Annotated in this window: 21 protein-coding genes and 2 tRNA genes; 8 read left to right on the top strand and 15 right to left on the bottom strand. The window is 61.7% G+C overall.

The annotated features are described in order from the left end of the window. Window positions 1-6: 6 nt before the first annotated feature. Window positions 7-1,251, top strand: a complete 1,245-nt coding sequence (locus ACFQ6Y_RS14905; RefSeq protein WP_378633873.1) for an alpha/beta hydrolase family protein — start codon at window positions 7-9, stop codon at window positions 1,249-1,251. A 1-nt stretch (window position 1,252) separates the two neighbouring features. Here ACFQ6Y_RS14905 and ACFQ6Y_RS14900 read toward each other — a convergent pair whose 3' ends face one another. The 12 genes from ACFQ6Y_RS14900 to ACFQ6Y_RS14845 form a co-directional block, all read right to left on the bottom strand. Continuing rightward, the gene (locus ACFQ6Y_RS14900; RefSeq protein ID WP_378540668.1) at window positions 1,253-2,431 is read right to left on the bottom strand and encodes a cation:proton antiporter; all 1,179 of its coding nucleotides are present in this window, start codon (window positions 2,429-2,431) and stop codon (window positions 1,253-1,255) included. 34 nt (window positions 2,432-2,465) lie between these two features. Then, window positions 2,466-3,095 (bottom strand): pyridoxamine 5'-phosphate oxidase family protein, encoded by a 630-nt coding sequence (locus tag ACFQ6Y_RS14895; protein ID WP_378633868.1) that lies wholly within the window; start codon window positions 3,093-3,095, stop codon window positions 2,466-2,468. Next, a complete protein-coding gene (locus tag ACFQ6Y_RS14890) occupies window positions 3,092-3,907 on the bottom strand; it encodes an ABC transporter ATP-binding protein (RefSeq protein ID WP_378633864.1) in 816 nt (271 codons plus the stop codon). The genes ACFQ6Y_RS14895 and ACFQ6Y_RS14890 overlap by 4 nt, the downstream gene beginning before the upstream one ends. Next, on the bottom strand, window positions 3,904-4,956 hold the full coding sequence (locus tag ACFQ6Y_RS14885) for a FecCD family ABC transporter permease (RefSeq protein WP_378536696.1): 1,053 nt from the start codon (window positions 4,954-4,956) through the stop codon (window positions 3,904-3,906). The genes ACFQ6Y_RS14890 and ACFQ6Y_RS14885 overlap by 4 nt, the downstream gene beginning before the upstream one ends. Beyond that, window positions 4,953-5,996, bottom strand: a complete 1,044-nt coding sequence (locus ACFQ6Y_RS14880; protein ID WP_378633859.1) for a FecCD family ABC transporter permease — start codon at window positions 5,994-5,996, stop codon at window positions 4,953-4,955. The genes ACFQ6Y_RS14885 and ACFQ6Y_RS14880 overlap by 4 nt, the downstream gene beginning before the upstream one ends. Then, the gene (locus ACFQ6Y_RS14875) at window positions 5,993-7,027 is read right to left on the bottom strand and encodes an iron-siderophore ABC transporter substrate-binding protein (RefSeq protein WP_378633854.1); all 1,035 of its coding nucleotides are present in this window, start codon (window positions 7,025-7,027) and stop codon (window positions 5,993-5,995) included. Before ACFQ6Y_RS14875 ends, ACFQ6Y_RS14880 begins: the two co-directional genes overlap by 4 nt. A 156-nt stretch (window positions 7,028-7,183) precedes the next feature. Beyond that, on the bottom strand, window positions 7,184-7,960 hold the full coding sequence (locus tag ACFQ6Y_RS14870; protein WP_378536689.1) for a helix-turn-helix domain-containing protein: 777 nt from the start codon (window positions 7,958-7,960) through the stop codon (window positions 7,184-7,186). A 282-nt stretch (window positions 7,961-8,242) separates the two neighbouring features. Then, on the bottom strand, window positions 8,243-8,878 hold the full coding sequence (locus ACFQ6Y_RS14865) for a hypothetical protein (RefSeq protein ID WP_378633850.1): 636 nt from the start codon (window positions 8,876-8,878) through the stop codon (window positions 8,243-8,245). 396 nt (window positions 8,879-9,274) lie between these two features. Beyond that, a complete protein-coding gene (locus tag ACFQ6Y_RS14860; protein WP_378633847.1) occupies window positions 9,275-10,012 on the bottom strand; it encodes a hypothetical protein in 738 nt (245 codons plus the stop codon). Between the two features lie 1,462 nt (window positions 10,013-11,474). After that, window positions 11,475-11,547 (bottom strand) — tRNA-Arg (locus ACFQ6Y_RS14855). Window positions 11,548-11,629: 82 nt separating this feature from the next. After that, window positions 11,630-11,721, bottom strand: a tRNA-Ser gene (locus ACFQ6Y_RS14850). Window positions 11,722-11,817: 96 nt separating this feature from the next. Next, window positions 11,818-12,537, bottom strand: coding sequence for a dienelactone hydrolase family protein (locus ACFQ6Y_RS14845; protein ID WP_378540676.1), 720 nt, complete (start codon window positions 12,535-12,537; stop codon window positions 11,818-11,820). 61 nt (window positions 12,538-12,598) lie between these two features. Here ACFQ6Y_RS14845 and hisC point away from each other — a divergent pair, with 61 nt between their 5' ends. The 3 genes from hisC to ACFQ6Y_RS14830 all read left to right on the top strand — a co-directional run bounded on the left by hisC (window position 12,599) and on the right by ACFQ6Y_RS14830 (window position 16,377). Further along, window positions 12,599-13,675, top strand: coding sequence for a histidinol-phosphate transaminase (gene hisC, locus ACFQ6Y_RS14840; RefSeq protein WP_378633843.1), 1,077 nt, complete (start codon window positions 12,599-12,601; stop codon window positions 13,673-13,675). A gap of 100 nt (window positions 13,676-13,775) precedes the next feature. Continuing rightward, window positions 13,776-15,470 carry a bifunctional metallophosphatase/5'-nucleotidase gene (locus ACFQ6Y_RS14835; RefSeq protein ID WP_378633838.1) on the top strand — a complete coding sequence of 565 codons (1,695 nt, stop codon included), beginning with the start codon at window positions 13,776-13,778 and terminating at the stop codon, window positions 15,468-15,470. A 37-nt stretch (window positions 15,471-15,507) separates the two neighbouring features. After that, entirely contained in the window at window positions 15,508-16,377 is an 870-nt protein-coding gene (locus ACFQ6Y_RS14830) for an MYG1 family protein (RefSeq protein WP_378633834.1), read from the top strand. Window positions 16,378-16,397: 20 nt separating this feature from the next. Here ACFQ6Y_RS14830 and ACFQ6Y_RS14825 read toward each other — a convergent pair whose 3' ends face one another. Further along, window positions 16,398-17,408 (bottom strand): alpha/beta hydrolase, encoded by a 1,011-nt coding sequence (locus ACFQ6Y_RS14825; protein ID WP_378633830.1) that lies wholly within the window; start codon window positions 17,406-17,408, stop codon window positions 16,398-16,400. Window positions 17,409-17,807: 399 nt separating this feature from the next. Here ACFQ6Y_RS14825 and ACFQ6Y_RS14820 point away from each other — a divergent pair, with 399 nt between their 5' ends. From ACFQ6Y_RS14820 to ACFQ6Y_RS14805, 4 genes are all read left to right on the top strand, one after another. Then, a complete protein-coding gene (locus ACFQ6Y_RS14820) occupies window positions 17,808-18,428 on the top strand; it encodes a LysE family translocator (RefSeq protein WP_378536672.1) in 621 nt (206 codons plus the stop codon). A 25-nt stretch (window positions 18,429-18,453) separates the two neighbouring features. Next, entirely contained in the window at window positions 18,454-18,858 is a 405-nt protein-coding gene (locus tag ACFQ6Y_RS14815) for a DUF4259 domain-containing protein (RefSeq protein WP_378633826.1), read from the top strand. 160 nt (window positions 18,859-19,018) lie between these two features. Next, a complete protein-coding gene (locus ACFQ6Y_RS14810) occupies window positions 19,019-20,227 on the top strand; it encodes an aspartate transaminase (RefSeq protein WP_007731694.1) in 1,209 nt (402 codons plus the stop codon). 25 nt (window positions 20,228-20,252) lie between these two features. After that, window positions 20,253-20,921, top strand: coding sequence for a 4-carboxy-4-hydroxy-2-oxoadipate aldolase/oxaloacetate decarboxylase (locus ACFQ6Y_RS14805; RefSeq protein ID WP_007731695.1), 669 nt, complete (start codon window positions 20,253-20,255; stop codon window positions 20,919-20,921). A 59-nt stretch (window positions 20,922-20,980) separates the two neighbouring features. Here ACFQ6Y_RS14805 and ACFQ6Y_RS14800 read toward each other — a convergent pair whose 3' ends face one another. Beyond that, complete coding sequence (locus ACFQ6Y_RS14800) at window positions 20,981-22,024, bottom strand: L-idonate 5-dehydrogenase (protein WP_378633821.1); 1,044 nt, start codon at window positions 22,022-22,024, stop codon at window positions 20,981-20,983. Between the two features lie 11 nt (window positions 22,025-22,035). After that, a complete protein-coding gene (locus ACFQ6Y_RS14795) occupies window positions 22,036-22,791 on the bottom strand; it encodes an SDR family oxidoreductase (RefSeq protein ID WP_007731698.1) in 756 nt (251 codons plus the stop codon). Window positions 22,792-22,799 lie beyond the last annotated feature (8 nt).

Below are 22,799 nucleotides of genomic sequence, written 5' to 3'. Positions count from 1 at the left end.
GTGCCCATGTCTCTCGCGTCGTCGTTCTTCGCCCATCCGCACCAGGCGTTCACGGCTGGTTTCTATCGCAACGAATCCTTCGACTTCGAGCTACGAGTCGTTCTGGGACTGGCCACCTACGGCGCGGCAGATGCCGGCGAGGTGCTCTCGGCCATCGCTCATGTCGGAGAGAAGGACCTCGAGGGCTGGTACGAGGCCTGGTTCGACCTCGGAACACGGGTATTCGGGCAGGCCGATAAGTCAGCCGAGGCCGGGCATTCGCGGAGCGCGTCCAACGCGTATCTGCGGGCGGCGTCGTACTTCGGTGTGGCGATCAACGCCGTCGACGGCCTCAGTGACGACTCCGTTCTCGTCCCCACCTTCAAACGTCACCGCGAAGCGTGGGACCGCTTTGTCGACACCACTTCCCAACCCGTCGAACGCGTCCGGATCCCGTACGAGGACACCTACCTGCCCGGGTACTTCTTCCGCCCACCCGGCGACGTGCGGCGGCCGACGCTGATCATGGTGAACGGCAGCGACGGCCCGATCAGCGGGTTGTGGGGCAGCGGCGGCGCCGGGGCCCTCGAGCGGGGCTACAACGTGTTGATGTTCGACGGTCCCGGCCAGCAGTCGATGCTCTTCGAGCGCAACATCCCGTTCCGTCACGACTGGGAAGCCGTCATCACGCCCGTCGTCGACTATCTCGTGGACCGGCCGGACGTCGATGCGTCGAAGCTGGCGATGTACGGGATCAGTCAGGGCGGGTACTGGGTGCCGCAGTCGTTGGCGTTCGAGCATCGGATCGCGGCAGCTATCGCCGATCCTGGAGTCGTGGACGTGGCCGCGTCGTGGCTCGCCCACATCCCCAAGAACATGCAGAAGCTGCTCGACGAGGAGAAGTCGGAGGCCTTCGACCGCGACATGGCGATAGGGCTGGGGATGAAATTCTCCAAGGACAGCGCCCGGATCTGGCGTTTCCGAGCGCGTCCGTACCTCGCCGACGGTTACTACAACACCCTCACCGCCGTTCGGAAGTACCACCTCGAACACGTCGCCGGCTCGATCTCCACTCCCCTGCTGATCACCGAACCGGAAGACGAGCAGTTCTGGCCCGGTCAATCCAAGCGGCTCGCCGCCCTCTCCGGCGGACCGACAACAGTGGTTCCCTTCACCGCTGCGGAAGGTGCGAACTTTCACTGTCAGCCCATGGCGAGGCGACTGACTGATCAGCGAATGTTCGACTGGCTCGACGAGCAGTTGGATCTCTGAATCAGGACACTTTCTCTTTTTTCGTCAACAGAGTGGCGAGCATCGGCAGCAGAAGAACGGTGATCGCACCGGCCGCGACAAGAATCGACGCGTTGTCCGAAGACATCTGATGGGCGTCGACGGCAGCGCCCGTGACAGCCACGATCATCGGTAGACCGGTAGCTCCGTACAACGCGACTTGCGCACTCTCACGCGTGGTGAAGGGTGGCTCGACCTTCTCGAATTTCGTCACGAAAAACACCGGCACACCGCGGACGACAACGATCAGAATCAGAAACGCAATCAGGATGCCGGGACTCGCGGCGACCGCCGAGACATCGATCGCCATGCCTGAAGTGATGAAGAAAATCGGGATGAGGAACCCGAAGGCGATTCCGTCGAGCTTGATCTCGAGGCGCTCGTCGCCCTCTGGCATCAGCCGCCGCAGAATGAAGCCGGCGGCAAACGCACCCAGGATGACGTCGAGCGAAAACACTGCCGACAGCACTCCGAGGCTGACCAACAACAGAACGGTGAGGCGGACCGTCGTCTGCGCAGTGGTGTCCGCTCCTGCCCGCACCAGCCGATGTGTCCACGAGCCTTCATGAATCAGCTTGCCAGGCAGCACCGCCACGATGACGGCGATCAAGGCGAAAACGGCAAGCACGATCAGTGACAGGACGGCACCACGAGCGCTCAGCAGAACCGCCATCGCAACGACCGGCCCGAGCTCGCCGACAGCCCCGTGGTTGAGGACGGTCTTGCCCAAGCGCGTGTCGAGGAGTTTGTTGTCTTTGAGGATCGGCAGCAGCGTGCCCAGAGCCGTCGACGTCATTGCGATGGCAACAGCGGCTTCGGCGGAGATCACGTTCCTCATGCCAAGCAGCGCGACCACCGTGAACGCCAACGCGAGGCAGAACAGCCACGTGTAGAGCGCTCGACGTCCGCCGCGCCCACTGAGTTCCTGTCGGTCGATCTCGTAGCCGGCGAGCAGGAACAGCATGCCGAGGCCGAGTTCGCGGAGGATTCCGATCGCTTCGCTGTCAGCGGCGATGTTGAGAGCGAACGGTCCGACTACTGCGCCCGCGACCAGCAGCAACACAACTTCGGGAACCAGCCGACGCGGGATCAGGCCCGCGACTATCGGCGCGACGGCCGCGATCAGCGCGATCCAGAACAGCGAGGAGGCAATTGAAGGCACGGATCATTATCGGACATAGGTGACAAATCTGCGTTCAGTACAGGTGCTTGCGGTACGCCTCTTGTCTGGCCGGTTCGAGATCATCGACACGCAGGCTGTGCTGCTCGGCCATCATGTCGCGCAGACTCGGTACGTCATCGGAATTGGGCCACGTCGATGGATCCCACAACTTCGCCCGCAGGATTGCTCTCGCGCAATGGAGATACGCCTCGTCGATCCGCACAATCACCGCAAGCTGCGCCGGCTTGCCGTTCATCGCCATCGACTCCAGCAGATCAAGATCGGTCGTCAGCGTCGCCTTGCCGTTGACGCGCACGATCTCGTCGTGGCCAGGCGCGAGAAAGAGAATCCCGACGTGAGGATTCTCGATCATGTTTCGGTACGAGTCGGCACGCCGATTGCCCGGGCGATCCGGGAGCACGAGGGTCTTCTCGTCGGGGAAGAGCACCTGACTGATCAAGTCCCCACGCGGCGAGCAATCACAATTGCCGGCCGCATCGGACGTCGCGAGCACAAAAAACCTTGCCTGCTCGATGAATTCACGAATCAACGGCGTTGTGTAGTCGGTGTGTTTCTCCATGATCGACGGATGCGGCTGTCCGAGAATCGCATTGAGTTGCTCCAAGGACTCAACGCGTCCATTCGAAATGTTCGGCTCCGTCATGTCAACACGTCGTCGAGGACGTGGTGGCGCCCGAGCGGCAACACCAACGGCTTACCCGAGATGGGGTCGGGGATGATTCGGCTCTCGAGACCGAACACGGTACGGACGTTGTCGCTGGTGAGCACCTCGCCTGGATCACCCGCCGCGTAGACCCTACGATCGGCCATGGCGACGAGATAGTCGGCGTAGCGGGCGGCGAGATTGAGATCATGCAGAACCATGACAATCGTTGTACCCCGAGTCCGGTTCAGGTCGGTCAGCAGGTCCAGCACCTCCACTTGATGGCTCACGTCCAGGAAGGTGGTCGGCTCGTCGAGAAGAAGCAGATCGGTTTGTTGGGCGAGCGCCATCGCAATCCACACACGTTGGCGCTGACCACCGGAAAGCTCGTCCACCGATCGTTCGGCCAATTCGGTTGTGTCCGTTGCCGCAAGCGCCTCGGCGACAGCTGCATCGTCCTCGCGGCTCCACCTCGAGAGCACCCGCTGATGTGGATTACGACCACGGCCGACGAGATCGGCGACAACTATCCCTTCCGGCGCGATCGGTGATTGCGGCAGCAGACCGAGCGTGCGGGCCAGCTTCTTCGCCGGCAGACGATGAACATCCTTGCCGTCCAACAGAACGTGGCCACTACGCGGCGCGAGCAGACGCGACATCGACCGGAGCAGGGTCGACTTGCCGCAGGCGTTTGCCCCGACGATGGTCGTGATCTTTCCCGGTGGCACGCCGAGGTCGAGCGATTCGACGACGGTCCGTCCTCCGTAACCGAGTTCGAGGTTTTCGACAGTCAGAGTATGGGATTCGGTCACAGCGAACCTCCCGTGCGGTTGGAACGAATGATGAGGTAGACGAGATACGGCGCTCCCAGCGCGCCGGTCACCACGCCGACGGGGTAGCGGGTGCCGAAGGCATACTGTCCGCAGAAATCGGCGACAAGTACCAGTAGCGCTCCGACCAGCGCCGACGGTATGAGCAGTGAAGTTCCCGGACCGACGATGCGGGCGGCGATTGGGCCGGAGAGAAACGCCACGAAGGCGATGGGGCCCGCAGCGGCAGTGGCAAAGGCGATGAGTCCGACGGCCGCAATGATCGACAGAATGCGCGTTCGTTCCACTCTGACGCCGAGTGCTTGCGCTGCGTCGTCACCGAGCTGGATGGTCGAAAGGTTGCGCGATTGGCTCAGCAGCACCGGCCCGAGGACGACCAGCGCCAGGAGCACGGGAACCGTCGAACCCCAGTTGGCACCGTTGAGACTGCCGGTGAGCCAACGCATCGTCTCCTGCAGATCCCACGCGGCGGCGGTACTGAGCAGGTAGGCGGTGACGCTGTCGAGCATCGCGGCGATGCCGATACCGATCAGAATCAGCCGAGTGCCCGCCACACCGTCCCGGAAGGACAGAACGTAGATCAAGACTGCGACGCCCAGACCGACAGCGATGGCGAAGATCGAGACCTGCGAGCCGCCGAGCGAAAGCGAGATGATCGCGAAAGCCGCTGCAGCGCTTGCGCCCGAGCTGATCCCGATGATGTCGGGGCTCGCGAGCGGGTTGCGCAGCATCGTCTGGAACGTGATGCCGCCCAAGCCGAAACAGATTCCGGCGACCACAGCGAGGACAGCGCGAGGCAGCCGGAGGCGGCCGACGGTGAACGAGGCACCAGGTACGTTCTCCCCCAACACGACACGAAGCACATCCGACGGCGGGTAGAAGGTTTTTCCTACCATCAACGTGACCGCGAACGAGGCGACGACGAGGGCCGCTAGCACGGCAATCACGATGCGGCGTCGCCTACCTCGTCGGATACGGCTTGCTCCGACTGCGTCGACCTCGACTTCGGGAGTAACGAATGTAGTGGTCACAGCTCACGTATCTTCTGACGGCGGACGATGTAGATGAAGAAGGGCGCTCCGATGAGCGCCGTGATGATGCCGACGTCGATTTCGCTCGGCCGCGCGACAATTCGTCCGAGAATGTCGGCGGCGACCAGAAGGGCGGCACCTGTCAGCGCAGAAAACGGTAGCAGCCAACGGTTGTCGATACCGATCAGCAACCGGCACAGATGCGGGACAACCAAACCGACGAAGCCGATCGGTCCCGCGATGGCAGTGGCTGCACCGCAGAGCAGCACTGCACCGAGCGCTGCCACTGCACGAACCACCGCGACGCGTTCGCCGAGACCTGATGCAACCTCGTCGCCGAGCGCAAGAGAGTTGAGACTACGCGCTGACAGCAGACAGATCACGAAGCCGACAATGAGGAAAGGCAGACCCTGTCGGATCACCTCGAAGCTCGCACCTCCGACGCCGCCGATCTGCCACGAACGAATGTTGCCAGCAATATCATTACGCGGCAGCATGATCGCGGTGATGAACGAGGCAAACGCAGCCGATGTTGCGGCCCCGGCGAGAGCCAACTTGAGTGGCGTGGCTCCACCTCGCCCGAGTGACCCGACTACGTAGACGAACAACGCCGCCCCGGCTGCACCGAGTATGGCCACCCAAATCATGCTGGTCTGGGTCCACAGACCGAACCACGCCATTCCGATCACCACTGCGAGCGAAGCTCCCATGTTGACGCCCAAGATTCCGGGATCCGCCAAAGGGTTTCGGGTAATCCCCTGCATCACTGCGCCGGCAAGACCGAGCGCAGCACCCACGGTGATCGCGAGCACCGTCCGCGGAATGCGCTTGGCAATCGCACCCTGACCGATGTTGTCCGTTGAACCGCCGAGCGCGGCAACGATATCGGACCAGTCGACCTCACGAGAGCCGATGACGATCGAAGCGCACATGAGCACCGCGAGGACAACGAGAAGGGCGATCAGCCACAGCGAATTGCCGAACGTCGGACGCCGCGTATCGCGAGCGCCCGACGTCGAATCCTGCGAGGTTACAGTCACTCCGACTTTCCAGCAGCCCCGGCGAGCAGATCGACGTAGTCGCCGAGTACCCACGAAATTGCGAGTGGAGTCGGGTTGGCCGCCGTTCCCATCGGCCCGGTCCCATTGAGGAACACGATCGAGTTGTTGGCGACGGCAGGCATCTGCGAGAGGAGCGGGTCAGCCTTGAGGGCGTCGACAAGCGCCTGGTCACCGTAGGTGACGATCAGTTCGACGTCGTCGAAGACGTCCACACGCTCGGCGCTGACCTTCTTCGAGAACTCACCACCCGTCGAGGCGTCGGCAACGCTCTTCGGCGTCGAAAGTCCAAGGTCCTCGAAGAACGCGGCGCGCGTGTCGTTCGCCGTGTAGAAGCTGACCTGGCTCAGATCAGCGGTGTCGACGTGCGTCAGGAACATGGTTGCCTTGCCGGCAAGCTGCGGATGCGAGGCAACCTCGTCGGCGATCTCCTTCTCGATGGTGGAGATCAGTTCCTGCCCTTCGGATTCCATGCCGAGGCCCATGCTGTTGAACTTGATGACGTCGCGCCACGACGTCGCCCACGGCCCCTCGGGGTATGCCACGACCGGAGCAATCTCGCTGAGGGTGTCGTAATCCTCCTGCGTCAACCCGGAGTACGCGGCAAGAATGACGTCAGGGTTCGTATCGGAGACGGCTTCGAAGTCGATGCCGTCGGTCTCGTCGAAGAGCACCGGCGGCTTCGCGCCGAGTTCGTCGAGCTTTTCCTCGACCCACGGCAGCATGCCGTTGCCGTTGTCGTCCCCGAATGTCGCGGCGGCCATACCGACAGGAACCACACCAAGAGCAAGGGGCACTTCGTGATTGGCCCAGGCGACGGTGGCAACTCGCTCCGGCTTGGCGTCGATCGTCGTAGTTCCGAAAGCGTGCTCGATCGTGACCGGGAAGGAACTGGATCCGCTTCCAGCGCTGCCGCCGTCGGCGGTCTCTGAGGAGTCGGAACTGCAAGCTGTCATGCCGAGGGCGACTACGACCACTGCTGCGGCCACCGCCAAGAAGCGTTTTGAACGCATGAAAACAGAACTCTCTCGAGAAGGGGTACGGCCCTCAACCCGGCTCTATCAGGCACTTAGGTGAGGTTTGCCTAAACCGTATACGGGAGGGCATTGTGGCGCAATCGCGTGTTTGGGACACCCCATGTAGCGATCGAGACAAGATGCGACGGCCGATCAGCTGGCCCGGAACATCCCTGGTGTAGCCCCTGTAGTGCGTCGGAATGCCGCCCCGAACGCGCTGGTCGAGTGGTAGCCCACGCGCTCGGCGACCTCCTGCAGATCCAAACCGTGCGCAAGAAGGGTCACCGCCCGTTGGGCACGCACCGCTGACACCCACTGCCCGAAACTCATCCCGGTCTCCGAGCGAAATACCCGGGTAATGGTTCGCGGGCTGACACCGAGCGTTCGGGCCCAGTCGGACAGCGTTCGCATGTCACTCGGATCGTCACCGATCGCATCGACGATGGGTTGCAGAAGCGCCGAGTCCGGCACCAGCACCAGCAACTCGTTCGGCGACGGTGCCAGCACGTCGATCACCATCTGCTCCGTGAGCGAGCGCGAAGAGGCTCCGAGTGAATCGTCTGCCAGTCGCTCGAGGAGATTCCGCAGCAGCGGAGTTACCTCGATCGCCACCGGCACGTCGGACAGAGAAGGAACTGACGCGATGTCGAGCTGAGCGGCCCGATACCAGGTGCCCGCGGGGGCGATCGCCGAGTGCAGGACGCCGGCGGGCATCCACAGACCGACGGTCGGGGTGATCGTCCACGTGCGCGATCCCACCGTGGCGGTCGACGCTCCCCGCTCGTTCCACAACAACTCGTGGGTCGGGTGTGAGTGCGCTTCCCACCGGGTCTCGCGGGAAACGAGTTCGTCCATGCCCGCGATGACGAAGGGCACCTCGACCGCCCCGGCCGAGTAGACGGGGAGCGTCCGACTGTCGACGGTCTCCAACGGTTCTCCTCGGTTCGCGCGGTTGCTCCGGAGAAAGCATAGGTCGCGAGGATCGGTTGTTGGTTCCTACGATCGCGAGGGTCACCAATCGAATCCGCAGACATGACGTCAGTCAGACCGGAGAACAGTCAATTCGACGCAACCACGCACGAAAGTTCTCAGTCTTTGCCTCGACACAACAGCACTTCCACAGACGTTCGCACGAATCCATATGGAAGCACGCGCTGCTCGTAGCCATTGCATTGAACACAGCTGAACCTGGTGCAAGGTTACGGCTACATATCACCGTCCGACAGTTCCAATCGGAAGTCTCGACGGTTTGCGCGCAAGCAACACCATCTGCAGGTACTCATGTGGATAGACAACACTTACGCGTGGATGAAGTTCCGAAGAAGACTCGCGAAACTGAGTGTCCCGGGTTACACAAAATCGAAGTGCTGGATCGTCCTCGCCTGCCCGCATTGCCGTAGCGAATACACAACCGTCTTCATGGTCGAGAGGTGGGTTCCCTACCGCGATTTTGATCTCACCCACCGAACCACCAGACGAGAGATCGTAGACGAGGTCGTTCACGAGCGTATCGTGCAACTCAATCGCGTTTTCTTTCGTCCACAGCGCCCCATTGCAGTCAGGTACCACGGTCTGTGCTTTGCCTAGGACCAGATTATCGATGTGACTGCTGGTCCAAACCTCTAGCTTGACATCACGGCAAAGTTGACCCGAGCGAGAGACAGCCACGGCCCGCAAGCTGTCCAGTCGCGCGTCTTTCGGATGTGGGTTCGGCTGAGACATTACCGCTCCGGCCAAATCATCAAATTGCTGCCAGGTGAACGGTTGTTCAACCAACCCAGCAATATCCAGATAGACATTAACGTCGAAAACGACGACATGCGGTTCCAGCTCGGGGTCAGCCCCCACGCTGGACTAGCGGGTTGGGCGGACACGAGTCCGCACGGTCGATATTCCCGAGTAGGTTTCTGCTGGTGCCACTTCGAACTGACCGCGACCAACTACGGGTGTATTTGCAGGCATTGACACTGGTCCACGCGCAAAAGACTCGCGCAACGCAGCAAGTTGGTCGATATGGGCCTCTCGCCGCGCCGCCAGTTGTTGCTTGAGCCGGCGCCTACGGACCTCAAATCTCTCGGGATCGACTAGCACTCTATTGCCGCAATAGTTCGCCCCTGAACCTGAGTGAGGGGAGTCGACACGAACCATGCGCTGCTCTTCCTTCGCATCCGCTTCGATGCGAGGAATGTCCAAGATTGTGCTGCTCACGCTCTCACCTTCTCACTCTCTTGCCTGGCACAACGATCATTCCCACAGAATCGTTACCCGACTATGCAGAGTTGTGACTAGATTCTCGACATCATCTGAAATTGTCTGCAGCCTGCTTGCGACGTCATCGATCGTGCCGTACGCCACCCGACGTGGGTCGCTCCAGGTTGAGTCTACAAACGTGGACACTGGGGCATCCGACCGCCCTGCAAACATTGACTCTTTGCCAGCAAACGAGCTGCTGAACCGACCGATCTTCCTACTCAGCCGAGCCGCAACGTCTGAAGCCTCAATGACACCGAATTCCGCTTGAAATGCCCAGCCTGTTCGGGACAAGCCATCAACAAGAAGCGCAAAATCAAACAATCCGAGTTCAATACTTTCGTCCATGATCGCAGCTGTGGCGGCCATAAAGGCCGTCGCGGGTTCCTCTACGCCATCCCAACTCACGAGATGCTGAAAATCGAAACTCGGCAAAACTTGCTGCACTCCGAGAACTTCGACGATTTGCGATAACACCACGAAAGTATCAGTCACTGCTGAAGACTCAGCTGAAGGCAGCACTTCGAAGATTTGCATCTCTTCAAGTCCAACAATTGCAGTTCGATTGTCACTTAGCTCTAAAATGAGTGAATCGCCCGCACTGCGAGTCCCCTTTAACACGTCCGATTCGTACAGCATCGAAAGCAATTCGCCACGTCGGTCGTACAAACGAAAGCATGGGTGATCCCATGCACAGCGCACGGTGCGAGTAGTTGGGACCAGCGTATTCATTGACTCAGACGCTACATCAGGGACGCGGCGGTGGCGATTGGTGGCCCATCCAGCAGCATTCTGAGCGGACCAGCGGCAGGGGCGCCAACTAGGTTTCGACCACTGCCCGGACTGAGCTGAAGTACTCGACAGTCAACCTGCTCGCCGACGACATTCCTGCTCCGCGGGCTGCGCCCAACGAACTGAGACGTGCAATCACTCTGCCACAGTCTGAATCATCGGATGCGTGCGGACGCTCCACCACGTTTCCGAAGTCACGCATCGAAGATCTTCCACAAGCCATCCTCGACGCGGCTCAAGTTCGTCAACATGCTGGACTGCAACCAGCACAATGGCGTCTGAGTCTGGCCCGGTATAGACGTAGACTCAAGCCGGTACATCAGAATTGACGCGAAAATTCTAACCGTCAACGATCTCAGCCGCGAGTATCTCGACGACCGATCCAGCGCCCTCGGAGGCAGAGCTTCTATGCGGCCTGGCTGTAACGGTCTGGCCATTTTTTGTGTTAGGGACGCGATACGGATGGCGCAGCGTTATTCTGCCAAGAGCGTTTCAGTAATTAGCAGTTCGGGTCGATCATTCGTCATCGACATAATCACCGTTCGCACTACATCCGCCAATTCTCATCATTCCACGAAATTGGCAACGAACTCCCCGCCGCTCTCTAACGGAAATGCTCGGCCGTGCGCGTCAAGTATCGACCGAAGAAGTGAAAGTCAGATGGCTCCTTTTGGCACATTCCCGACTCACTCCAACCTTCCTGACTAAAAAGAAGGTCGCGCTATTTCAATTCGTTCACTGCATTCCACGAACCACCATTTCTTTTGCGGGAACTAGACCCGTCAAGCGCTGTGCCCGAGAACAAGTGCATCCTCACCAGCTTCGAATTCAAATGCCTTCGAGACCGATGTCACTTGGTAGTGGCCCGGCAGCAACGGCATCCCACATACGGGTACGTACGTCAACTGCGGTCGACCGTCGTCCTGCACGGCACACCAAACCCACTCTTCGCTCTCGCCAGGAATATCGCGACGGTGAAGCATCGCCACTCATGGTGAAACAGTCCGACTCGCCAGCGACGCTTTACGCCAACAATTGACCCATCGACATTAGATGAGGCCAGCGGGCGCAGTTACTTCGTCTCCAATTGGATCGCTGGGTTCTGCGGGCCGATTTGCTGCGCCGGCGAGGAGTGCGCCAGATAGGTCCACAACTCGTCCTACCGCGTGGTTACAGTGATGGCGAAAACACAGAAGAGGGTGCGTAAGCCCAGTCGGCCATGCCCACACCCGAGTGACCGCGGCGCACTACATCGACCGTGTGATACACGTCGCAGACATGACATCGGTGCTCAACACCAGCGCTGACGCAATCTGTTGAGTACCTGTCGAGTCGATCCAACTCGATCCAGACACAAGAATGCCCCTCACCGGCATCTCTGCTGGTAAGGGGCTTTCTGTTGTGCGCCCGAAGGGATTCGAACCCCTAACCTCTTGATCCGTAGTCAAGTGCTCTATCCGTTGAGCTACGGGCGCATGTTCTGTTGTCTTGCTGGTCTTGCGTGTCTTGCCGTCGTACTTTCTATCATTTCTAACCCGCCGGTCAAAATCACCGGCTTGGCGGAGGCGAGAGGATTTGAACCTCCGGTCCCTCGTAAAAGGGACAACTCATTAGCAGTGAGTCCCATTCGGCCGCTCTGGCACGCCTCCCTGGGGGTTCCGATCCTTTCGGACCGCCGGATCGAAAGATTACACACCCTTCGCCACCAAAGGCAAAACGTGTGGTCAGCGCCCTGTTTTGTCGACTTACCGCAGGTGGCTGTCGAACCAGTCGAAGATCCGGGTCTGAGCTTCGATGATCGACGCCGAACCCGGGTCGTCGACGTCGGCGTCCTCGGACAGGTGCGGCGGCTCGTCCGCCCGGTGAGCCAGTCCGGCGTAACTGACCACCAGCGTCGCGACGTCGGCCTTCGCGGTCGCTTCCCGGAGCAGCGTCACGTGTTCGCGAGGCGTGCTGGGATCGTCCTCCCCGTACAGAGCCAGCCACGGCGCCTGCAGGAACGTAGCCGCGTCGACAAGCGCCTGAGCGTCCACCGACAAGGCTTCGACGATTCCCCGCGCGGCGACACTCACCGCGGCGCCGACGGGACGGCTGGTGGCTACGAGCATCGCGGCGGTCCCGGCGTCGTCGAATCCGAGCACCCCGATGGTGTCGGCGAGAACTTCGCGCGCGACGAGCCAGTCGAGGGTCGCGTCGAAGTCGGCGAAGAGGTTGTCACCGAACACCTCGCCCTGCATGTGCTCGGGTTCGCGATGGAACAGGTGCGGTGCGACGCTCACCCACCCTTCGCCGGCGAGTGCGCACATCAGATTCAGCAGAGCCGGGCTGAACTGCCGGGCTTCGTGCAGCACGACGATTGCGCCTCGTGTCGGGCCGTCCGGCTCCACCACCGTCAGTGGAACAGCCGTGGCGACCTCCCCTTCGGCTCCGCGTAGATATGCGGTGGCCCGGAAGATTTCCGACATCTTCCAACTGTGACACGCAGACGGCCGCAACGCACCAAATCAGTGCGCGCATAATCGACTCGTGACCGCACACATTCGCCCTGACCTCGCCTCCATCCCCGCCTACGTTCCCGGACGCAATTTTCCGGGTGCGATCAAGCTGGCGAGCAACGAAACGACAGTAGGGCCGTTGCCCGGTGTGCGTGACGCCGTCGCCGACGCGGTCGCCAATGCCAACCGCTACCCGGACAACGCTGCGGTCGCCCTCATCGAGGCGCTGGCCAGCTTCCTGAATGTCGAGCCTGCCAACGTCGCCGCTGGTTGTGGCTCCGTGACGTTGTGCCAGGAACTCGTGCAGATCACGTGCGATCAGGGTGACGAAGTCATCTACGCGTGGCGTTCGTTCGAGGCGTACCCCGTGGTCACCCAGGTCGGCCACGCCGTCTCGGTCAAGGTTCCGCTCACCGAGGACTTCGGCCACGACCTCGACGCGATGCTAGCCGCGATCACCGACCGCACGCGGTTGATCTTCGTGTGCAACCCCAACAACCCGACCGGCAATGCACTGTCGAAGGCAGAGCTCGAGACCTTCCTCGACGCTGTCCCGACGCACGTCGTCGTCGCACTCGACGAGGCGTACTTCGAATACTCACGCTCGGACGCCGACGGCATCGAACTGTTCCGCAGTCGTCCCAACGTGGTTGTTCTGCGCACCTTCTCGAAGGCGTACGGCCTCGCGGGAATCCGCGTGGGTTACGCGGTCGCGGATCCGGAGATCATCGTCGCCCTCGGCAAGGTGCACACCCCGTTCACCGTGAGCGCTGTCGCCCAGGCCGCCGCGATCGCTTCCCTGGCTGCAGCAGACGAACTGCTTGCCCGCACCGAAGGTGTCATCGCCGAGCGGACGCGAGTTCGGACCGCTCTGATCGAAGCCGGGTACACCGTCCCCGAGTCGTCGGCGAACTTCGTCTATCTCCCTCTCGGAGAGCTCTCTCCCGGTTTCGCCGAGGCGAGTACCGAAGCGGGCATTCTGATCCGTCAGTACGGCGTCGAGGGCGTCCGGATGACCGTCGGCGACCCACACGAGAACGACGCGTTCCTCGCTTTCGCGAACACTGCCGTCGCGAAGCAGGCGGCGGGCATCGGCGTCACCGCGTGACACTCGATACATAACTGTTACGCCGAGGACTGGAATTCGTTTCGGCGGACGGGCACACTCAGGGAGGTTCGAGGCCGGTCCGAGTGAGGGAGCACGACGCATGACGCGACGCATGACACGAACGTGTGCCGTGCTCGCAACGACCCTTCTCGCCACCACCGCGACCTCCCTGAGTGGCGTCGCCACTGCCCAGTCGCAGGACACGGTGTCGGTCCGCTTGTTGGCCTTCAACGATCTGCACGGCAGCCTCCGCCCGCCGGAAGGTGTTCGCAGCGAGATCAGGCAGGCCGACGGCTCGCTCACTCCCGCAGGTGGCGCGGCGTATCTCGCTGCTTACGTGACGCAACTTCGCAGCCAAGCCACCAACTCGCTGCTGTATTCGGTCGGTGACAACTGGGGATCGTCGGCGCTCGAGTCGGCGATGTTCAACGACGAACCGACGGTCGAACTCCTGAACCGGATGAAGATCGACGCTTCCGCGATCGGCAACCACGAGTTGGACAAAGGGCTAGCCGAGTTCCGCCGCATGCAATCCGGTGGTTGCTCCGCCGTCGACGCATGCACGTTCAGCCCGTCCTTCGACGGCGCCAACTTCCCGCTGATGGCCGCGAACATGACGTACACCAACGGCGCTCCGGCCACGCTGCCGTTCACCGTGAACATGGTCGACGGCATTCCGCTCGGAGTCATCGCAATTTCCCCCGCCAACACGTCGCAGATCGTCACCCCTGGCGGGATCGCCGATCTGCAGTTCGGCGACGAGGTCGAAGCGATCAACCGCACCGCCGACGTCCTCGACTTCTTCGGTGTCAAAGCCATCACCGTCCTCCTGCACCGTGGGGACGAACCTGCTGTCGAGGGCGGGCCGAACGACTGCAACGTCGAGTCCGGGCCGGCCCGCGACATCGCCTTACGCGCATCACCCAAGGTGGACGTCATCTTCACCGCCGACAGCCACCAGCAGTACAACTGCGAATTCCCTGATCCCGCAGGCAATCCCAGAGTCGTGATGCAGGGCGCTTCGCACGGCCGGATCGTGTCCGTCGCAGATGTGACGATCGATCGCAACACCCGCGAGGTTGTTCGAGATCAGACGTCCGCTTTCAATCAGATAGTGACACACGATATTTCGCCGGATCCTGATATTCAGGCTCTCGCCGATCGCGCCTGGTCGGAGGCGTCGGAAAGCGCTCAGCGGCCGGTGGGGACCATTACCGCCGATCTGACCCGGGACCGGGTACCCAGCGGTGAATCCACACTCGGCAACCTGGTCGCCGATGCTCAACTCGCAGCCGGATCGACACGAGGCGCTCAACTCGCGTTGACGAACCCCGGCGGCATGCGCGAAGACTTGGACTTCGGCACTTCCGGCCAGATCACATACCGCCAGGCTTACAGTGTGCAACCCTTCGGCAACAGCCTCGAGGTGCTCTCCGTCACAGGAGCGGTGCTGAAGGACGCTCTCGAACAGCAATTCCAAATCGACGTCGACGGCACCGGTACCGAGCGCATCCTCTCACCGTCCGCGGGCTTCACATACGCCCTGGACCGGCGGGCAGCGCCGGGTGCGCGTATCTCGGAAATGCGCTTGAACGGGCAGGACATCGCACCCGACGCCGTCTACAGCATCGTGGTGAACAAGTTCCTCGCCGAGGGCGGCGATGGCTTCACCGCCCTGAAGAACTCCACCCAGATGACCGGCGCGGGCAACGACCTCGACGCCTTGACGGCCCTGTTCGCAGCCGGGTCACCGGTCTCGCCACCTGCCACCGACCGCATCCGCACCATCGGCTGACTAGGCATCCCCGCGCTCGATTGCCTAGTCTCGACGGGTGATCATCGCGACCCATAACGGCAAGTTCCATGCAGACGACGTCTTCGGCGTATCGCTGCTCAAGCAGCTGTACCCCGACGCCACCGTCGTTCGCAGCCGTGACGAGGACGTCCTCGACAGCGCGGACATCGTGCTCGACGTCGGCGGTCGCTACAACCCGGCCGAGGGCCGCTTCGACCATCACCAGCGTGATGCCGGCGAGCGCAGCAACGGCATCCTGTACTCCGCCTTCGGTCTGCTCTGGCAGGAATACGGCCTGCAGTTCTGTGAAGGCGACGCCTCCGTGTTCCGCCGTATCGACAGCCGACTGGTCGAGGGCATCGACGCCGTCGACAACGGCCAAGAGATCTACACCCTCAACGACTACGGCACCAAGCCTTTTGATCTGTCGTCCGTGCTGGACCTGTTCAACCCCATCTCGTCCACCGACGAGGAGTTCGACACCCAGTTCGAGCTGGCCGTCGTTCTCGCAACTCAGGTCTTGATTCGCCTGCGCGCCAAGTACGCCGGCGACGCGGCGGCCGAGCGCGAGTTCACCGAGACCTACGAAAAAGCAACGGATCCGCGCTTCGTCGTCCTGGAACGCTTCGTTCCCCACGGCCGCGCCGCGTCGGCCCAGCCGGAGCTGCTGTTCACCATCTTCCCGAACACCAACGGCGGCTGGTCGATTCAGACGGTCAAGCCTGCTGACTCCAAGTTCGGTTCACGAAAGCTGTTGCCGGAGCCGTGGCGCGGCCTGAACGGCTCGGATCTTGCCGCCGAGACGGGCGTCGACAGTTCGGTGTTCTGCCACAAGGCCGGATTCATCGCAGCTGCGCAGACCCGTGACGGCGCCCTCCAATTGCTCGAACTGGCACTGGCCGAGTAACTCTCAGTTCACATGCCAGTTCACATTCCCAGCGCCGTCTTCACCGTCGGCCAGGAATCGTGAAGCGCGTCTTGCCAGTACGGCCATGAATGCGTGCCGTCGTTCCGATACGCGAACACTGCGGGAATCGACAGTTCCCCCAACTTCGCTTCGAACAGTTGTGTACAGGTGTTCGCGAGCGCCTCGAGCGGTCCGCCTTCGATGGCTGTCTGCAGTCCACTCGGGGTGAAGACGTTGTCGTACTCTCCGGGCGCACCTGTGCCAGAGGACACGTAGATCGTCTTCCCGCGCAGCGTTTCCGCGTTGGTGGACGGGTCGTGCTTCTGCCAGTCGGGGTCCGACGCCGGGCCCCACATGTTGGTGGCGTCGCCCGCCTTGCTGGCCACGGTGAGCCGCACGGAATCCTGCGAGGACGACTCGGAGTTGTCGAGACAGCCACTGTACGAGGCTAATCCGGTGTAAAGCTTCGGGTGATGTGTGATGAGGTTGGCCGCGCCGAGTGCACCCATGGACACCCCACCGACCACGTTAGTCCCGTTTCCGGAGAACGCCGAATCGATCAATGCCGGAAGCTCCTCGGCGAGAAACGATTCCCACTTGTTCACACCGAGATTCGGATCGTCGTTCTTCCAGTTGGTGTAGAAACTGCCGGTACCGCCTACGGGGAGAACGACGTTGACGTTCTTGTCGGCGAAAAACGTTTCGATGTCGGTCTTCTGGGTCCAGGTGCTCTCGGAGTATCCGGATTCCGAACCGGCACTGACGCCGTCGAGTAGGTAGAAGGACGGACGCGCACCGGTATCGGTGGTGGGATGAAGAACCTGCACTTGCACCTCGCGTCGCATCGCCGGCGAATCGACGAACACGACGCTGCGAGTGGGCGACAACCGCTCTATGCGATTGATGTGGGCGCCGGTCTGACCGGCCGGATCTCCTGGTGGATTTTCAGGCGCCGGTTCGGCATACGCCACTCCGGCCACGACAAGCGCGAGCACGACCAACACAATTCCGACAAACCCAAATCTCCGCATCCGTCAAGCGCCCCCTGAGCATCGCACGACTATCGCTAACCCTCGATTGGACAGGACGAACGTCCCGGGGTCAACCCACTGGTTGGGATTTATTACTCGCGGGTATCCAATGGAGTTGGACAGTTCTCCACCGATGCACACACAGGTGTGGATAACTTCATTCACATCCACTTCCCAGTTGTGCATAACCTGTGGACCAAAGGATGAATTACAACAGAGTTATTCCTCCTACCTGCAACGATCCGTTTCCCCACAGTGTGCATAACTTTGTCGAACAGGGCTCGCGAGACGCCGGTTTCCGGGCGTGTCCATGCAGTTCACACCGCCGCGCCACTCTTTGTTCACAGGCACGACACCACCGCCCGACTGTGCTCCCCACCCCGACTTCATACTTGTTGCATGCTGACCGCTCTGCTCGCCGCCACAGCTGTGCTCGCCCTACTGACTCTGGTCCCGGGGCCCGACATGGCCGTCGTGACACAGGCTGCTCTCGGCGCCGGAAGATCCGCCGGATTTCGGGTAGCGGCCGGCATAGTCTCCGGCCTCCTCGTGTGGGGGCTGCTGACCGTTCTCGGGCTTTCAGCGATCCTGGCCGCATCCGCCGAGGCTTACACCGTCGTCAAGCTCGCGGGCGCCGCCTATCTGATCTATCTCGGGGTACGAGCACTGTGGGAGAGCCGGTCTTCGCGCATGCAACACGATGTCGGCACTCCACGGTCGCAGAAAGCCGGAACGTGGAAGACGGGCTTCACCACCAACCTGCTCAACCCCAAGATCGCCGTCTTCTACACCGGACTGTTGCCACAGTTGGTTCCGGCCGGATGGCCCACAGGACCGTCGCTTGCACTGCTGGTGCTCATCCACGCAGCCATCACCATCGTGTGGCTCAGCGGCTACGTCGTCCTTCTCTCGCGGGCACGTAGCACCTTCGAGAAGCCCCGAGTGCGACAGGCACTGGAGCGCATAACCGGAACAGTTCTTCTAGGATTCGGAGCAAAGATCGCGCTCGAAGCGCGCTGAGACCGCAATCGGAAAAGAGCAGACAGTGGGCGCGTGGGGATCGGGACCGTTCGAGAACGACGGTGCAGGGGATTTGATCGCGTCCATCGGGCACGGTGATTTCACCTTCGAATCGGTGGAGTGGGCATTCGAAGACGACTACCTCGAGGTCGACGGCGGCCAAATCGCCGTCGCCTTACTCGAATTGGTGCTGATCGTGCGCGCCGATCGCAAGCGTGACCCTGCCGCCCAAGACCTCGACCTCGACTCCTTCGCCGCGGCCCTGACCAGTGAACGGCTCACCTGGCTGATCGAGATGGTGGAGCGCACCATCGCATCGACCGATTCGGAACTGTTCGAACTGTGGGACGAGCAGGGACCGGAAGAGCTTGCGTCGTGGCGCGTTCCCGTCGTGGACGGTCTCGAGGATCTGCGCGTTCTGTCGGTCTGATTCCGTCGCCGCTCCATCACGTTTGCTTATCGGGCCACAACGGTTCGGTCTTGGTCAGATGCCCTGGTAGGACCCTATGGTCGAACGGATCACCGAGTGAGAACTGTGGCTCGTCGACGACGGGAATCCACGCTCACCCCGGACCCAGGAGCAGACCATCATGGCGACTTTCGTTCCGGCTGCGCGCGTCGACAGAATCAGGGAGTCGCCGAGTGTGGCTGCCGCACAACGAGTGCGCGAGCTGAAGGCCCAGGGCCGTGAAATACTCGACCTGACCGTCGGGGAGCCCGATTTCGACACACCCGACAACATCAAGTCTGCGGCGATCACTGCGATCAACACGGGTCAGACCAAGTACACCGCAGTCAACGGCATCCCGGCTCTACGCGAGGCAATCGCAGCACGCGCGGCTTCGCGAACCGGAATCCAGTACGCGGACAACCAGATCACCGTCGGCGGCGGCGCGAAACAGGTCATCTTCCTCGCTCTCATGGCGACGGTCGAAGCCGGCGTCGAGGTTATCGTTCCCGCCCCTTACTGGGTTTCGTACCCGGATATGGTCCTCGCTCACGACGGAACTCCGGTGATCGTTCAGTGCGAGGAGTCCGACAACTTTCTTCTCACAGCCGAAGCACTATCCGCTGCAATCACTTCGAACACCAAGTGGGTCATCCTCAATGCCCCGGGCAACCCCACCGGATCTGTGTACACCCGCGAGCAGCTGCAGGCCCTCGCCGAAGTGATCGAGGCCAATCCCCATGTCAGTGTGTTGGTGGACGAGATCTACGACGAGATCAACTTCGGCGACGCTCCGATCCCGAGTCTGCTGCAGGTCGCTCCGCACCTCCGTGATCAGGTACTGGTCACCAACGGAGTCTCCAAGTCTCATGCCATGACCGGGTGGCGACTCGGATACGGACTCGGAAATTCCGGATTGATCGGCGCCGTCAACAAACTGCAGGGTCAGAGTTCTTCCTGCCCGTCCTCGATCAGCCAGGCCGCAGCCGTGGAAGCCCTTACCGGCGACCAGAGTTTCCTCACCGAATCCGTACGAAGTTACCGACGACGACGCGACCTCTCGGCTCACCTCCTCAGTGTTGTCCCCGGGCTCGAGCCCGTCGTGCCGCAGGGCGCGTTCTACCTGTTCGTCAACTGTGCCGGCTTGATCGGCAAGCAGACCCCGGATGGCACCGTGATCGAGTCCGACCAGGATCTCGTCCTCTATCTCCTCGACGAGGCGTCGGTTGCCACCATTCAGGGTTCGGCTTACGGCGCATCGCCGTACTTCCGTATCTCCTTCGCCACCTCCGAGGCCGTCCTCGAAAAGGCCGCGGCACAGATCGCCGCGGCAGTCGAACGCCTTTCCTGATCTTTCATACTTTCTGGAGTACAAGATGATTCACGTCAAGACGAAAATTGATCGCGCGGACAAGGACCTGATTGCCGAACTGGGGACGTTCTCCGCGGCCACGATTCACGAGGCACAGGGACGTAAGGGGTCGCTGCATCCGGCGATCAAACCGATCGACCGCGACATGAAGTTCTGCGGCTCCGCCTTCACAGTCAAGTGCCATCCCCGTGACAACCTCATGCTGCAGGTTGCGATCAGCTACGCACAGCCGGGTGACGTCCTGATCGTCTCTTCAGGTGATCAAGCCGCCGGCCAGTTCGGCGATGTCCTCGCCAATGCCTGTGTTGCGCGCGGCATTACCGCACTGGTCACCGACGGCGGAGTGCGCGATACCCGGGAGATCCGCGAACTCGGATTCCCCGTCTTCTCCAAGCACGTGTACATCGAGGGAACCGTCAAGGAATCTCTCGGCCCGATCAACCATCCCCTGGTCTTCGGAGAACAGGTCATTTATCCCGGTGACGTCGTCAAGGGTGACTGCGACGGCGTTGTCGTGGTCCGCCGCGAGGAGGTTGCCGAGGCAATCGAACTCTCGCGTGCCCGTGACGAAGCCGAAGCCGGGTACATCGAGCGTTACAAGCGGGGCGAGACCCCACTCGAGGTGAGCAATCTGACTGCCCTGCTGGAAGCCAAGGGCCTGGTGGTCGAATAACCTGCTGTGCGCCTTTATTAACCGCCCGCGGTTAATAAAGGCGCACAGGGTCGAAGGACTCAGAACCGCAACAGCACCTTCCCCGACACCGAAGCATCCTTGGCGACTGCGAAGGCTTCCAGAGCTTCCTCGACCGGATATTCGTGTGTGAGAACAGCATCGACAGCAAGCGAACCGTCGGCGAGGGCGAGCAGCACCTCGTCGATTTCGTCGTTGAAGCGGAATGAGCCCACCAACTCCAACTCTCGCGTGATCGCCAGCGAAATGTGTACCGGTTGAGGTCCGGACGGAAGAAGCCCGAGCATGACCACCCGTCCACCGCGCGTCGCCCCGCGAATAGCGGATTCGAGCCCGCGATGATTGCCGGTGCACTCGACGACCACGTCGGCATCGGATGCGGCGACTGCCTCGGCGTCGGTGGCCTCGAGAACCCGATCCGCACCGAGCGTCGACGCGATCTGCAGCGGAACGTCGTGCACGTCGACCGCGGTGATCGACTGCGCGCCTGCTCGTCTGAGCACAGCCACGACCAGTGCGCCGATGGGCCCGCAGCCGACGACCAGCGCCTTCTTCGCGCGTACGTCTCCCGCTCGCGAAACAGCGTGCCAGGCAACGCTTGCCGGTTCGGCTACCGACGCAGTCCGCAGGTCCAACCCCTCGGGCAGTTCCCGGAGCATGCGCGTCGGGAGCACTGCGTATTTCACGAAGGCGCCCTCGGTGTGTGGGTACTGCGCTGCACTTCCCAGGTATGTGCAGCAGGGCGAGAGGTTGGGCCGATCGCTCGGGAACCGAGGCGCGGTCCCACCGGGCGTTGCGGGGTGTACGGCCACGGAAGTTCCAACTGCCGGCCCCGTTCCGTCCGCCGCGGCCGTCACGACCGTGCCGACCACCTCGTGACCGAGCAGCATCGGTGCCTTCAGAATCGACTCCCCCGCCGCGCCGTGCGTCCAGTAGTGCAGATCTGATCCACACACACCGCCGTAAGCGATCTCGATCACTGCCTGCTCGGCGGTCGGCGCAGTCAACGCAACATGCTCGACCCGCAGGTCACCTGCCGCATGGGCCACCACTCCGAGCGTCGTTTCCGGTAGTACAAAACTCATGATGCGCTCTCTCAGTCGTTGCGACGGATGAAGTCGAGGCCACCGGGCACCTGGAAGGTGGGGAGCACCTCGATGAGACCAAGATTGACGTGACCAGGGGCGTCGATCGCGAACTCGATGGTATCCGCGATGTCCTTGGTAGTGATGGATTCGTAGCCTTCGTAGAAGGTCTCCCACGCTTCCTTCATGGCTTCGGGCGTGCCGCCGAGGTTGCGACCGAAGATCTCGGTCTCGACCCGGCCGGGGCAGATCTCGGTCACTCGAATCCGCTTGCCGATGCAGTCGTTTCGCAGCTGGCGCGAAATCTGGTGCACCGCAGCCTTGGTCGCGTGGTAGGCAGTGTGGCCGTAGAAGTTGTACAGGCCGGCGATGGAGCTGATGTTGACGACATGACCTAGATCGCGCTCCACCATTCCCGGCAGCAGAATGCGGCACAGGTGCAGCACCGCACGAAGATTCACGTCCACCATCGCGTCGACCGATGCTTCTTCGGCGTCGAGAATGTTTCCGGTTGCGGACACCCCCGCGTTGTTGACGAGGATGTCGATCTCCAGTCCGCCGACAGCTTCGGCGAGCGCGGCGGTGTCGGTGATGTCCACGGGCAGAGGGATCATTCCGGTGCGATCGGCAACCTCACCGAGCTTGTCGGCATTGCGGGCGACGCCGTAGACCGTCAGTCCGCGCTTGGTGAACATCTCGGTGACGGCGGCACCCATTCCGGTGTTGGCGCCGGTGACGAGAGCTGTGCGGTAATCGGAGAAAGGCATTGTGTGCT

Origin of the sequence: Rhodococcus sp. NPDC056516 (assembly GCF_042794655.1) — a bacterium.
GTDB lineage: Bacteria > Actinomycetota > Actinomycetes > Mycobacteriales > Mycobacteriaceae > Rhodococcus_F.
This window is presented reverse-complemented; position numbering and strand designations above follow the sequence as displayed.

Excerpts from the sequence above, each read along its gene's own strand:
- ACFQ6Y_RS14905 (WP_378633873.1), top strand. The coding sequence starts at position 7 with ATGTCTCTCGCGTCGTCGTTCTTCGCCCATCCGCACCAGGCGTTCACG.
- ACFQ6Y_RS14895 (WP_378633868.1), bottom strand. The coding sequence starts at position 3,095 with ATGACGGAGCCGAACATTTCGAATGGACGCGTTGAGTCCTTGGAGCAA.
- ACFQ6Y_RS14875 (WP_378633854.1), bottom strand. The coding sequence starts at position 7,027 with ATGCGTTCAAAACGCTTCTTGGCGGTGGCCGCAGCAGTGGTCGTAGTC.
- ACFQ6Y_RS14860 (WP_378633847.1), bottom strand. The coding sequence starts at position 10,012 with ATGAATACGCTGGTCCCAACTACTCGCACCGTGCGCTGTGCATGGGAT.
- ACFQ6Y_RS14845 (WP_378540676.1), bottom strand. The coding sequence starts at position 12,537 with ATGTCGGAAATCTTCCGGGCCACCGCATATCTACGCGGAGCCGAAGGG.
- ACFQ6Y_RS14835 (WP_378633838.1), top strand. The coding sequence starts at position 13,776 with ATGACGCGACGCATGACACGAACGTGTGCCGTGCTCGCAACGACCCTT.
- ACFQ6Y_RS14825 (WP_378633830.1), bottom strand. The coding sequence starts at position 17,408 with ATGCGGAGATTTGGGTTTGTCGGAATTGTGTTGGTCGTGCTCGCGCTT.
- ACFQ6Y_RS14820 (WP_378536672.1), top strand. The coding sequence starts at position 17,808 with ATGCTGACCGCTCTGCTCGCCGCCACAGCTGTGCTCGCCCTACTGACT.
- ACFQ6Y_RS14810 (WP_007731694.1), top strand. The coding sequence starts at position 19,019 with ATGGCGACTTTCGTTCCGGCTGCGCGCGTCGACAGAATCAGGGAGTCG.
- ACFQ6Y_RS14805 (WP_007731695.1), top strand. The coding sequence starts at position 20,253 with ATGATTCACGTCAAGACGAAAATTGATCGCGCGGACAAGGACCTGATT.
- ACFQ6Y_RS14800 (WP_378633821.1), bottom strand. The coding sequence starts at position 22,024 with ATGAGTTTTGTACTACCGGAAACGACGCTCGGAGTGGTGGCCCATGCG.
- ACFQ6Y_RS14795 (WP_007731698.1), bottom strand. The coding sequence starts at position 22,791 with ATGCCTTTCTCCGATTACCGCACAGCTCTCGTCACCGGCGCCAACACC.